Raw genomic sequence first — 12676 nt, 5'->3', positions numbered from 1 at the left:
TCACCCTTATGCGGCGTCGGGGATCGCGGAGCGCGGCATCGGCTTAAAGCGCGGCAGCGCCTCGACCCGACCCAACCACCCTTGGATGGCGGGGTAAGGCTCGAGGGATATCCGCCCCTCCGGTGCATGAGCCACGTAGGAATAGCAGGCGACGTCGGCGATGGTCGGAGCCTCTCCAGCCAGGTAGTTGCGCGTCGCGAGGTGTGTCTCCATGAGGGACAGCAGCCGGGCTGCGATCGCGGCGGTGCTGGCGGGGTCCGCCGTAGCGCCGAACAGCGTCACCATCCGCGCCATGGCGGGCCCGTACATGACCTCGCCCGCGGCCACGGACAGCCAGCGCTGGACCGCGGCCGCGGAGGCCGGGTCCTCCGGAAGCCAGGAGCCTCCCGCATCGTAGCGCTTGGCCAGGTAGACGAGGATCGCGTTGCTGTCGGCGAGCACCACTTCCCCGTCCTCGATCACCGGGATCTGGCCTAGGGGATTCATGGCGAGGAACTCTGGCGTCCGGCGCACGGTATCCGGAGCGTCGACCCGGCGATAAGGCAGGCTGAGCAAGGAGAGCATGAGTTCCGCACGGTGGGTGTGACCGGAAAGGGCCGTTCCGTGCAGGAGGATTGTCGTGTCGGACATGCGCTTGGCCTCAAGGAGTTTAACCGCCACAGGAATAATCCTTGAATAATCCTTGCCTTCAGCGGCAAGAATGCCCTCAATTTGCAATACACTTTTCCACTTCACGGAATGATCATGGACCGACTGGACGAGCTCGCCGTCTTCATCGCGATCCTGGATGCCGGCAGTCTCACCGGTGCGGGACGGAAGCTCCGGCGGTCCCCGCCGTCCGTCACGCGCAGTCTGGCGGCGCTGGAGGAGCGGGTCGGGGCGCGACTGGTCGAGCGCTCGACCCGGCGCCTTGCCCCGACCGAGGCGGGCCGGCAACTCGCAGAGCATGCGAGACGCCTGCTCTCAGGCTACGACAGCGCCATTGGGGAGATCTCCGGCGCACCCTTGCGGGGGGTCCTGCGCGTCACCGCGCCCCTGGTGTTCGGCCGCCGTCACGTGGCCCCGGTCATCGGGAACTTCCTGGATGCGTATCCGTCGATGCGGGCCGAACTGATCCTGTCCGACCGCAACCTCGACCTAATCGAGCACGAGATCGATGTCGCGGTGCGCATCGGTCCCCTGTCGGACTCCAGCCTCGTGGCCCGGCGGGTCGGAGCGGTCGGGCGGTTGCTCGTCGCGAGCCCCGCCTACATCGAGCGGCGCGGGTTACCGCGCCGGCCGGCGGATCTTGCCGAGCACGACGTGATCTTCGCGAGCGACCGCGCCGATCAACAGGCATGGCGCTTCCGAAGCGCCGGGCGGGAGCAAGTGGTTCGCCTGGTGCCCCGCCTGGCCGTGAACGAGATCGACGCCATGTTGCTGGCGGTTAGGGCTGGCCGGGGCATCGGGCGCCCGCTCTCCTATCAGGTCGTCGACGATCTCGCCGCGGGACACCTGGTACGGCTGATCCCCAAGTTCGAGCCCGAGCCGCTGCCCGTTCACATCGTGATGCCCAGCACACAGCGCATGCCGCCCAAGGCGCGGGCTTTTGTCGATCTCGCGGCTCCGGCGCTCGGCGCCCTCGACGTCCTGAGAGGAGTACCGGAAGCCCTGCTCCCTGCCGACGGCGACGGGGAGCGGTACTGACCTGATCCACTGAGTCCCCCGGCCGCCCGGGGACGGTCGACTACCCGTGGAGACGGCCTCGGGAGGAAACCACCTCATGCTGGCCCTCAGTCTGCATCGCCTGGGCAAGAGCCTCGGCATCGGGCATGACGATGGCGAACCGATCGGCCAGGGCTGCGAGCGTCCCCTGCTGCACCACTTCGGCCGAGACGATTTCCCCGCTGCCCAGCGGGGACGGCAGGTCGCGCGTTGCCGTCGCCGACGCCACGACCGTGGCCCTGTACCCGAGATCGAGGGCGGCCCGCACGGTGGAACTGACGCACATATGGGTGGCGAAGCCCGCAATGAGCAGGTCCATACGGCCCGTTGCCTGAACCCGATCGTGCAGATCCGTGCCCGCGAAGGCGTTGGGCAGGGACTTTGCAATGACATCTTCGCCAGCATTGGGCTCGAGCCCCGCGATGATCTGCGCGCTCGGACCGCCGGGATCGAAGAGCGGCGCACCGGGACGGGCATGGTGGACAACGTGAAACACGGGCATGCCATGGCGGCGGGCGAAATCGAGCAATCGCACGATCTCCGTGACGGCGGCCTCGATTCCGGTGAGCGGCAAGCCGCCGTCCGGCAGGTACTCGCGTTGATGGTCGATGAGCACGAGGGCGGCATCATCGGGGGAGCCGGGTGTGGACGGCGCGCCCGCAATCTGGCGAAGGGTTCTGGGGGTCGATGACATCTTTGTTTTCCTGTAGCGGGAGTTAATAGGGCAGAGACGGATGGCTTCTGTCCCATTTCCCTTATGACACCGACCCCGGCCGTCTGCCCTGAGTGTTTGAGCGACGTTTCTGGGCACGAATGCACAGAACGACATTATTCTCCAGGGTTGTCCCCTTCCAACAGGGCCCGTTCGCGCCCCAGGATCTCGACCAGCACGTTCATAACGGCGCGCACGCGCGGCGAGCGCCGGACGTCCTCGTGTACGACGAGCCAGACATCGCGCCGGGGCACCCCTTCCCGCTGAATGCAGACGAGGTCGGAGTCGCTGCCGGTCACGAAGAACGGCAGCACCGCGGCTCCTAGACCTGCCCTGACCGCCGAATGCAAGCCGACGAGATCGCTCGTGCGGAAGACGAACGGCCGTCCATTTGCGAAGCGCCGCAGCCATTGCTGCTGGGGCACGTGCTCCAAGCTCTCCTCGTAGCCGAGAAGATCCAGGGCATCAGGCGCCCGCCCGCTGGCATAGGCACGTGAGGCAAAGAGCCCGTAGCCGGCCGTGGCCACCTTGCGGGTGACCAGGGACGAGCCTTCGGGCCGCGCCAGCCGAAGCGCGATGTCCGCCTCGCGTCGCGTGAGGCTCACGGAGACGTTGGAGCCTGAAAGTTCCAGGGCGATATCGGGATGCCGTTCGCGCAGCAATCTGAGACGCGGCGCGAGAAACAGGCTGGCGAAGGCCGGCGGTGCGCTGACCCGCACCGTGCCGGACAATCCGGGCCCCCGTCCCTGCACGGCGCGCTGAAGGGCGAACACATCCTCCTCCAGGCGATCTACATGCTCTTGCACGTGCTCGCCCTCGGGCGTGAGCACGTACCCGCGCGGTAGCCGGTCGAAGAGACGGATACCGAGTGCCTCCTCGAGCGACGTGATGCGCCGGGCCACGGTGGAATGGTCGACCCGCAACGTGCGGGCGGAGGCCGAAAGGCTTCCGGTCCGGGCCAGTTCGGCAAAGTACCTCAGATCATCCCAATCCATTCTGCGTAAAAATCCCCAGATGCCCGGCAAGAATACCGAATAGCAGCCAAGCTGGTCCCAGACCAAGACTGCATCTCCTCAATCCTGGTGACTAGACATGACCAACGTCGTTCGCATCCATGAATTCGGCGGCCCCGAGACCCTCCGGCTCGACGCCGTCGAGCTTCCTCCACCCGGTCCCGGCGAAGCGCTCGTGCGCCAGTCCTTCGCCGGCGTGAACTATGTCGATGTCTATCATCGCACCGGCCTTTACCCTCTGCCGCAGGTTCCAGCCGTCCTCGGTGTGGAGGGGGCAGGAACCGTCGCGGCGGTCGGCGCCGGCGTCGATTCCGTTGTAGTCGGCGACCGCGTAGCCTACACGGCCCTTCCGGCCGGCGCCTATGCTGCCGCGCGGCTGGTCCCGGCCGAGCGGCTCCTGCGCCTGCCGGCGACCGTCTCCGAGCGCGATGCCGCCGGCATCATGCTGCGCGGCATCACGGCCCATATGCTCCTTCACCGCACCTATCCGGTCGAGCCCGGCACCACTATCCTCGTGCACGCCGCCGCGGGCGGCCTGGGCCTGGTCGTGACGCAATGGGCGAAGCTGCTAGGTGCCACTGTGATCGGCACTGTGGGCAGCGCGGAGAAGGCCGGGATCGCCCGTGCGGCAGGTCTCGACCACGCAATTCTCTATCGGGAGACCAGCTTCGTCGATGCGGTGAAGGAGCTCACAGGCGGCCGCGGCGTTGACGTGGCTTACGACGGCATCGGCGCATCGACTTTGCTGGAGACCTTCGATGCCATGCGTCCGTTCGGCACCGTAGCGAGCGTCGGCCAGGCAGGGGGACCGATCCCGCCGATCGAAGTGGCGCAGCTCGGCCCGCGGCGCTCGCTGTCGCTCTCGCGGCCGAGCGTGTTCGGTTACATGACCGACCTCGAAGCCTACCGCACGGCGGCGACCGCGCTCATGTCCCTGCTCGAGCAAGGCAGGATCAACGTGGCGATAGGAGCCGTCTACCCGCTCGCCGACGCCGCCCGAGCCCATGCCGATCTCGAAGGTCGACGCACCACCGGGTCCATTCTCCTAGCTGCCTGACCTGTATCTGGGCCCGGACGTCTCCGGGCCTCCTGTCCTGTCCCGGAGTTCCCATGCACTACTTCGTTGCCCTCGTGGCCAGTTGCGTTCTCGTCGCGGCTGCCCCTCTCCTCGTCCGCTTCAGTCCGGTCGACCCCACCGCGACACTCTGGTTGCGCATGGTCCTCGCCACGGGTGTGCTGATCGCCATCACACCCGCGCGGCTGGCAAACGCAGAGCCCCTGCGCAGACGCGATTACCTCCTCCTGGTCGCCGCGGGTCTACTCTCGGTCGGCGACATGGCGGCCAATCATTGGGCCGCCGTCGAGACGACGGTCGCGAACGCCGTCCTGCTGATGAACCTCTCGCCGGTGTTCGTGACGCTCCTTGCCATTGTATTCCTCCGGGAGCGCCCCTCCATGGGGCAACTCACTGGATATGGGGTGACGATCGGCGGGGCTGCGCTGATGACCGGGGCTTCATTCGAGGGCTGGCGACTGGGTCTTGGGGAGGGCCTCGCGCTGCTGTCGGCATTTCTCTATGCGGCCTACTTCCTCGTTGTGAAGGATCTCCGCCGGCGGATGTCGGCCACGCAGATCATGCTGTGGACGAGCGGGATCGCGGCCGCCCTCCTCGCACCTGTGGCGATCGGCTCGAGCGATCCGCTTCTGCCCTCGGCGGCCCCTGGCTGGCTGCCCATCGTCGCCATGGCCCTCGGCGTGCAGATCGGCGGCCATGGCCTCATGGCCTACGCGATGCACGGTCTGCCTGCATCGTATGCGTCCGCTACCGCGCTTGCCCGCCCCGTGCTGGCGGCCGCTGCGGCATGGCTTCTGTTCGAGGAGGCGATGGGCCCGTGGCAGATGGCCGGAGCGGTTCTGGTCCTAGGCGGATTGGCGGTCGCCGCCCGACGTTCCCTCGACAGCCAGCCCACCCTGGCGGACCGAGCTGCCGCTCCGGTGCTCGCCGCGAGGACGCTGCCTGGTGCACGCGGTTGCAGGTGAGCACGATCATTCCACTGAATGGAACGCTAAGTTCCGCACCGTAGCGGTTCCGGGATGCGGCCCGGGCGGGTTACTCTGAATGAGATGAGGAGAACGACGATGTCGCTGACGGATTGGGCACCGCGGCCGCGGCCGCACAGGATGAGACTGGAAGGGGACTACATCCGCCTCGAGCCGCTCGATCCCGCTCGGCACGGCGATGAACTCTTCGAGGCCGGCAGCGGACCGGATCGTGACATGCTCTGGCGCTACCTGACGGATCGTCCCTTCCCGGACCGGCCCTCGTTCGAGCCGTGGCTCGCCCAAGCCGCCGCATCGGAGGATCCCTTGTTCTTCGCCATCGTCGACCGCGACACCTGTCGCACCGAAGGCCGTCTAGCGCTCATGCGGATTGATCCCGCCAACGGTGTGGCCGAGGTCGGGCACATCCTGTTCGGCCCTCGCCTGGCACGCAGCCGGGGCGCCACCGAAGCGATCTTCCTGCTCGCCCGCTGGGTCTTCGACGACCTGGGCTACCGCCGCCTCGAGTGGAAGTGCGACAACCGCAATGCGCCTTCCAAGCGCGCTGCGGTCCGCTTTGGCTTCTCGTACGAGGGCCTGTTTCGGCAGCACATGGTAGTCAAAGGCGAGAATCGGGATACGGCGTGGTTCGCCATGACCGAACGGGATTGGTCTTCGCGGAAGTCGGCGTACGTGCGATGGCTGTCGCCGTCGAATTTCGACGCGACTGGGCACCAGCTCAGAGCGCTGTCTAACCTGATGAACCGCGCTGCTGGGCGCAACCGCGATTCGGACTGACCCCGTAGCGCTCCCGCCGCACGAGGAAATGACATGTTGACGCTGAAGCCGAACTGCGAGTGCTGCAACCGGGACCGGCCAGCCCAGACGCGAGGATCTGCTCCTTTGAGTGCACATTCTGCGCCGAATGTGCCGAGGACAGGCTCAAGGGGATCTGCCCGAACTGCGGTGGCGGCTTTGCGGTCCGTCCCGTCCGGCCTGCGCGGCTCCTGGACAAATATCCACCCTCCGCCGAGCGCGTGCATCGCAGCACCCCGTGTCCGACGAGCCAAGTCGCAGCACCCTGACCTCCCTTGTGGCTGGCCGCTCCGGCGACGGCGAGCGCCGTCCCGGATTTTATTCCCGTGCGCCCAATTCAACCCAAGGATAAAAGCAATGTATCCTCCCATACCGAACGACCGTTCGGCGGGCACGCAGGCTCTCTCACCATCATCCAAAGTTGGGGACCCGGCGTGGGGCCAGGCAGTCGGGAAGTCCTGTTGCATTACGTGCGGCAAGGCCGCGGCAACCCGGTCCTGCTGTTCCATGGCTGGCCCGGGCTCTGGTACGACTGGCGCCGCGTCATTCGGGCTTTGCCTCCCTGGCCGATGTGATCGCGCCTGACCTTCGGATTCGGCGACAGCGAAAAGCCCAACCTGCCGCCGTCCTCCGGGTACACCTCTGAGGTTCACGCGGATAACCTCGCCAGCTTGGTCGAACATCTCGGGCTGGCTCCCGTCGTGGTCGTCGCGCACGACATCGGCGCCACAATCGCCCAGACGCTCGCCCGCCGGTTTCCGCACCATGTGCGGGCGCTGGCCCTACTGAACCCTTCTATCCTGGCATCAGTTGGCGCCGCTTTGAGCCCCAGGCCCAGCGCGAGTTCTGGTATCACCATTTCCATCAGTTGCCTCTCGCTGAGGAACTGGTCGGCCACAGCCGCGAGACGGTTGGTGCGTACCTGCGCTACTTCTATCGTTACTGGACTCGGCAGTGGGACATGCTGTCAGATGAGGAACTCGCCATCATGGTCGATGCCTACGCGCGCCCGGGCACCTTCGCGGCCTGTCTGGTGTACTACCGGACCCGGGCCACAGCCAAGGATCCAAAAGCTGCATGGATCCCGCAGACACAGCAAGCACCACGATGGCGCCAGTACCAATGTGAGGCACCGCGCCTAGCATGCAGTAGCTTGTCCGCTGTAACGAACAGATCCGCTACTTGTGTGGCATCTGAGAGTTTGGACCGAGGACATGCAACGGAACATTTAGACCAAAATGCAACAGTTGTTAGCCATCATACCGCAAAATCTCGTTCTATATAACGAACTTTTCCGTTGACAAGAACAGCCTTGGCATCGTTTTTTGCGGCGATCAGTTCTGCATGAAAGGAAAATGCCGATGCTTTACAAGCACCGGGCTGCGCCACTCGCGGTAGTTTGCACCCTCGCGCTGGGAGGCCTGCATGGGCCAGCGGTGGCCGCAGAGCCTGTCTCCGACAACATCGTCAAAATCGGCGTGCTGAACGACCAGTCCGGGATCTATGCCGACATGGCCGGGACAGGCTCGACCATTGCGGCCCGAATGGCCATCGAGGATTTCGGCGGGTCAGTGCTGGGCAAGCCGATCGAGGTTGTGGCTGGCGATCACCAGAACAAGCCCGATGTCGGGGCGGCGGTCGCCAGACGCTGGATCGACGAGGACAAGGTCGACACAATCGTCGATCTGCCGACCTCCTCGGTCATGCTAGCCGTCCAGGAGATCGGGCGGCAAAAGAACCGACTGGTGATTGCTTCCACCGGAGGGTCATCAGACTTCACCGGTAAGTTCTGCTCGACTGTCGGCATTCACTGGACCTATGACACCTACGGCCTGGCGGTGGGCACAGGGCAGCCGCTGGCAAGCCGTGGCCCTTGGTTCTTTCTGACTGCTGATTACGCGTTCGGTCACGCCCTGGAACGAGACACAGCCCACGCTGTGGTCAGGGCCGGTGGCAAGATTGCGGGCGGTGTGAAGCACCCGCAGGGCAATCATGACTTCTCCTCCTTCCTTCTCCAGGCGCAAAGCTCAGGAGCGAAGATGATTGGCATCGCCAATGCCGGCGCTGATACGGTTAATGCCATTAAGCAGGCGCATGAATTCGGCATCACACAGTCGGGTGTGCAGCTTGCAGGCCTTTACCTGCATATCACCGATATCCATGCGATCGGCCTGGAGCAGGCTCAGGGTCTCCTGATGACGCAGGCCTTCTACTGGGACCTCAACGACGAGACGCGGGCCTGGTCGAAGCGCTTCCATAAGCGCCATGGCGCTATGCCGACAATGGGACAGGCGGGCGTGTATTCGTCGATCCTGCATTATCTCAAAGCGATTGAGGCAGCTGGTACCGACGAGGCCGAGGCGGTCGCGCGGATGATGAAGGAGCTACCGGTCAAAGACTTCTTCGCCGAAAATGGCCGGGTGCGCGAGGACGGCCGCATGGTGCATGACCTATACGTGTTCGAAGTGAAGAAGCCGGAAGAGTCCCGCGAGCCTTGGGATTATTTGAGGCTCGTTCAAACGATTCCCGGCGACCAGGCATTCCGCCCCTTGGCAGAGGGTGAGTGTCCACTCATCAAGAGTAGACACTAAGATCAGAGTCCAGGGCCACTTCGCGGGGCCCTGGACTCCATTTTCATGTCTACCGGCTCAGGATCATGCATCCCCATGGATCTACAAATTGCTGAGCAGCGTCACCGGCTGGGCTTCGAGAAACAACCATGACTTTGACCACTTACGACATAGATCTCGACAAAAATCCAGCCAACTTTCAGCCCCTGACGCCCCTCACCTTCCTGGAGCGAGCCGCCAGCGTTCATCCTGAGCGCACAGCCATTATCCATGGCTCTCTCAGACGCAGCTACCGTGATTTCTATGCCCGCTCCCGGCGTCTTGCCTCGGCTCTCGCCAAGTGCGGGATCGGGCGCGGCGACACGGTTTCGGTGGTGCTGCCCAACACACCCGCCATGCTGGAATGCCACTACGGCGTGCCGATGGCCGGCGCGGTGCTCAACACCCTCAACACCCGCCTCGACGCCCGGATCATCGCCTTCTCGCTCGAACACAGCGGCGCCAAAATCCTCATCACCGACCGGGAGTTCTCAGGCATCGTGAAGGCGGCGCTTGAACTCTCCAGCGTCAAGCCGCTCGTCATCGACTACGACGACCCGGAATTCTCGGGATCGGGCGAGCGCCTGGGCGAGATCGAGTACGAGGACTTCCTGGCAGACGGGGATCCGGACTTCTCCTGGAGCCTGCCTCGGGACGAGTGGGACGCGATTGCCCTCAACTACACCTCCGGCACGACGGGCGATCCCAAGGGCGTCGTCTATCACCATCGCGGCGCCTATCTGCTCGCCATAGGCAACATCGTCATCGGCGGCATGGGCCAGCACCCGGTCTATCTGTGGACGTTGCCCATGTTCCACTGCAACGGCTGGTGTTTCCCCTGGTCGCTGTCCATCGTCGCCGGCACCCATGTGTGCCTGCGCGCCGTGCGGGCGAAGCCGATGTACGACGCCATCGCCGATCACGGCGTCACGCATCTGTGCGGCGCCCCCATCGTCATGTCGACGCTCCTCAACGCGCCGGTCGCCGAGAAACGGCCCCTGCCCCACATCGTGCGATTCTTCACGGCCGCCGCTCCGCCGCCGGAGGCGGTGCTCGCCGCCATGAAGGATGCCGGCTTCAACGTGACCCATCTTTACGGCCTGACTGAGGTCTACGGCCCGGCCGTCGTCAACGAATGGCACGAGGAATGGAACGGGCTGGATTCGGCGGAATACGCCGCGAAGAAAGCCCGCCAGGGCGTGCGCTATCCGGTTCTCGAAGCCCTCGACGTGCTCAATCCCGAAACCATGCAGCCCGTGCCCGCGGACGGCGCGACGCTCGGCGAGGTCATGTTCCGCGGCAACGTGGTGATGAAGGGATATCTCAAGAATCCCGGCGCCACCGCAAAGGCCTTCGAGGGCGGCTGGTTCCATTCGGGCGATCTCGGCGTCAAGTATCCGGACGGCTACATCCAGCTCAAGGATCGCTCCAAGGACATCATCATCTCCGGCGGCGAGAACATCTCCTCCATCGAGGTGGAGGACGCGCTCTACAAGCATCCTGCCGTCCAGGCCGCTGCCGTCGTGGCGATGCCGGACGAGAAATGGGGCGAGACGCCGTGCGCCTTCGTGGAGCTCAAGCCGGACGAGGCCGCATCGGCGGAAGACCTGATCGCCTGGTGCAAGCAGCACCTCGCCTCCTACAAATGCCCGCGCACGGTGGTGTTCACCGAGCTGCCGAAGACGTCCACGGGCAAGATCCAGAAGTTTTGCCTGCGGGAGCTGGCGCGGGCCCAGCCCTAGGCCTCTTGCTCGCCACCAGGAAGGCGTCGGTACCCGTGACAGCGAGTGCTCGCAATGCTGACTCGTGAGATCCCGAGATCAATAATGGTAAGCTTCGGGCCAGGCTGCGAGGATCCCCTGCCCTCGAGAATGTCCGATGTTTCCTTCTTGAGCAGATATGCGGCCGGATTGATCTACCGTGGCAACAGTCTTAGGAGGACTTCGGCACGAACATACGGTCTTCCTGCTATCGTGTCGTATCAACTGAAGGCATTTGCATAGGGCGGGCTGATGAAGAAGATTGGCTTTCTCTCGTTCGGGCACTGGTCCCCTTCACCGCAGTCACAGACGCGCTCGGCCCAGGATGCCCTCCTCCAATCCATCGACCTTGCCGTGGCGGCCGAGGAGCTCGGCGCGGACGGCGCGTACTTTCGCGTCCATCACTTCGCGCGCCAACTCGCCTCGCCCTTCCCCCTGCTGGCGGCGATCGGTGCGAAGACGAGCCGCATTGAGATCGGCACCGCCGTCATCGACATGCGCTACGAGAACCCACTCTACATGGCCGAGGATGCAGGCGCGGCCGATCTGATCAGTGGTGGCCGGCTCCAGCTCGGCATCAGCCGCGGCTCACCGGAGCAGGTGATCGACGGATGGCGGTACTTCGGCTACGTGCCCGAAGAGGGCCAAAATGACGCCGATATGGCACGCCGCCACACGGAAGTGCTTCTCAACGTCCTCAAAGGCGAGGGCTTTGCCCAGCCGAACCCGCGCCCGATGTTCCCTAACCCGCCTGGCCTGCTGCGCATCGAGCCGCATTCCGAGGGTCTGCGCGAGCGTGTCTGGTGGGGGTCCGCCTCCAATGCGACTGCTGTGTGGGCCGCGCAGCAGGGCATGAACCTCCAGAGCTCGACCCTGAAGGAGGACGAGACGGGCGAGCCCTTCCACGTCCAGCAGGCCAAGCAGATCCGTCGCTACCGGGAAGCATGGAAGGAGGCAGGCCATGCCCATGAGCCGCGCGTCTCGGTCTCGCGCTCGATTTTCGCTCTCGTCGACGACCGCGACCGCGCCTTTTTCGGGTACGGCAAGGATAACGACCAGATCGGCATCATCGACAACATGCGCGCAATTTTCGGCCGCTCCTACTCTGCCGAGCCGGACAGGCTCGTGGAGGAGCTCAAGGCGGATGAGGCAATTGCAGAGGCCGACACGCTGCTTCTGACCATACCGAACCAGCTTGGCGTCGACTACAACGCCCATGTCATCGAGGCCATCCTAAAGCATGTCGCTCCAGCGCTGGGCTGGCGATGACCGTCGAGGCAGGGATTAGCCGGACAGGCTGATCGGTGCGAGTTTGGGCTCGTCGGCTGAATGTCTCTGTTAGGTCATGCAGAGACGATCCCCTGCCCTCCGGGAGCGGCCGCTGTTCCTTGCTGAAGCAGACCCTCGGCCTACGAGAAGTGCCATTTCACGACCACCATTCAATGCCGCTGCTGTCGAGACAAGCAGCAAGGACAGCAGCGGTCTATCATTTTAGGGAAGGTACCGAATGCGAGACAGCTTGAAAGGCGGCTCGAGGCGATTCACGCCGGCCTGGAAGGGTGCCATGCGGCTTGACATACTCTGTTCCGTGCGTCCTCCCGGCTGCCAGTTCCCTACCCTCCCTGAGTAACTCGTCTCTTAGTGGCAGGTGCTGATCCGCACGAACTACTCACGTCGATCAGAATGTCATGGAGTTCGAAGTGATACCGGAGCAGCGATGGGACTACAGCTATCCGTAACTTTGGTGCTGATGGTTCTATGGGCGGTGCTGCCCTGCCACTGGTTCCTGTGGGAGCTGGCTCTCTCACTGCGCGCCTCTTGCCCAACGGCTAGGAGGGTTGCTTTACACGGTTCCGTGCGAGTACCGTTGTGCCCAATCTTGCTACGGGCGGCTAGATCGTACGCATCCGCCGAGGACCGCGGAATTTCGGCTGCGGCGTGGTAAAGTGGCCGCATGGAGATCGACCACGACAAGATTGACGAGGCCGTGCTCGCCCTGATGTAGCTGACGCTGCACGATGG

General features: G+C 64.5%; 11 protein-coding genes and 1 pseudogene. 9 read left to right on the top strand and 3 right to left on the bottom strand.

The window, feature by feature from the left end:
* Positions 1-6: 6 nt before the first annotated feature.
* Positions 7-630: a glutathione S-transferase gene (locus ACFOYU_RS04225; protein WP_377032549.1), complete on the bottom strand. Its 624-nt coding sequence runs from the start codon at positions 628-630 to the stop codon at positions 7-9.
* A gap of 114 nt (positions 631-744) precedes the next feature.
* Between ACFOYU_RS04225 and ACFOYU_RS04220 the strand changes: the two genes are divergently transcribed.
* Positions 745-1686: a LysR family transcriptional regulator gene (locus ACFOYU_RS04220; protein WP_377032548.1), complete on the top strand. Its 942-nt coding sequence runs from the start codon at positions 745-747 to the stop codon at positions 1684-1686.
* 40 nt (positions 1687-1726) lie between these two features.
* On the opposite strand, the gene ACFOYU_RS04215 is transcribed toward ACFOYU_RS04220, so the two are convergent.
* Together ACFOYU_RS04215 and ACFOYU_RS04210 are read right to left on the bottom strand one after the other, a co-directional pair.
* Positions 1727-2398, bottom strand: a complete 672-nt coding sequence (locus ACFOYU_RS04215; protein WP_377032547.1) for a cysteine hydrolase family protein — start codon at positions 2396-2398, stop codon at positions 1727-1729.
* 134 nt (positions 2399-2532) lie between these two features.
* Positions 2533-3411 (bottom strand): LysR family transcriptional regulator, encoded by an 879-nt coding sequence (locus tag ACFOYU_RS04210; RefSeq protein WP_377032546.1) that lies wholly within the window; start codon positions 3409-3411, stop codon positions 2533-2535.
* Positions 3412-3508: 97 nt separating this feature from the next.
* Here ACFOYU_RS04210 and ACFOYU_RS04205 point away from each other — a divergent pair, with 97 nt between their 5' ends.
* The 8 genes and pseudogenes from ACFOYU_RS04205 to ACFOYU_RS04170 all read left to right on the top strand — a co-directional run bounded on the left by ACFOYU_RS04205 (position 3509) and on the right by ACFOYU_RS04170 (position 11923).
* A complete protein-coding gene (locus ACFOYU_RS04205) occupies positions 3509-4486 on the top strand; it encodes a quinone oxidoreductase family protein (protein WP_377032545.1) in 978 nt (325 codons plus the stop codon).
* A 53-nt stretch (positions 4487-4539) separates the two neighbouring features.
* The gene (locus tag ACFOYU_RS04200) at positions 4540-5469 is read left to right on the top strand and encodes a DMT family transporter (protein WP_377032544.1); all 930 of its coding nucleotides are present in this window, start codon (positions 4540-4542) and stop codon (positions 5467-5469) included.
* Positions 5470-5568: 99 nt separating this feature from the next.
* A complete protein-coding gene (locus tag ACFOYU_RS04195; protein WP_377032543.1) occupies positions 5569-6267 on the top strand; it encodes a GNAT family N-acetyltransferase in 699 nt (232 codons plus the stop codon).
* Between the two features lie 33 nt (positions 6268-6300).
* Positions 6301-6554, top strand: a pseudogene (locus tag ACFOYU_RS04190) (DUF1272 domain-containing protein).
* A gap of 312 nt (positions 6555-6866) precedes the next feature.
* Positions 6867-7427 carry an alpha/beta fold hydrolase gene (locus ACFOYU_RS04185; RefSeq protein ID WP_377032655.1) on the top strand — a complete coding sequence of 187 codons (561 nt, stop codon included), beginning with the start codon at positions 6867-6869 and terminating at the stop codon, positions 7425-7427.
* Between the two features lie 219 nt (positions 7428-7646).
* Positions 7647-8876 carry an ABC transporter substrate-binding protein gene (locus ACFOYU_RS04180; RefSeq protein ID WP_377032542.1) on the top strand — a complete coding sequence of 410 codons (1230 nt, stop codon included), beginning with the start codon at positions 7647-7649 and terminating at the stop codon, positions 8874-8876.
* 128 nt (positions 8877-9004) lie between these two features.
* Positions 9005-10636 (top strand): acyl-CoA synthetase, encoded by a 1632-nt coding sequence (locus tag ACFOYU_RS04175; RefSeq protein WP_377032541.1) that lies wholly within the window; start codon positions 9005-9007, stop codon positions 10634-10636.
* A 270-nt stretch (positions 10637-10906) separates the two neighbouring features.
* Complete coding sequence (locus ACFOYU_RS04170) at positions 10907-11923, top strand: LLM class flavin-dependent oxidoreductase (protein WP_377032540.1); 1017 nt, start codon at positions 10907-10909, stop codon at positions 11921-11923.
* Positions 11924-12676: the final 753 nt, after the last annotated feature.

It is taken from the genome of Microvirga sp. GCM10011540, from assembly GCF_042650665.1.
Lineage (GTDB): Bacteria > Pseudomonadota > Alphaproteobacteria > Rhizobiales > Beijerinckiaceae > Microvirga > Microvirga lenta.
Note: the sequence above shows the minus strand (reverse complement) of the source record. Positions and strands in the feature narration are given on the sequence as shown.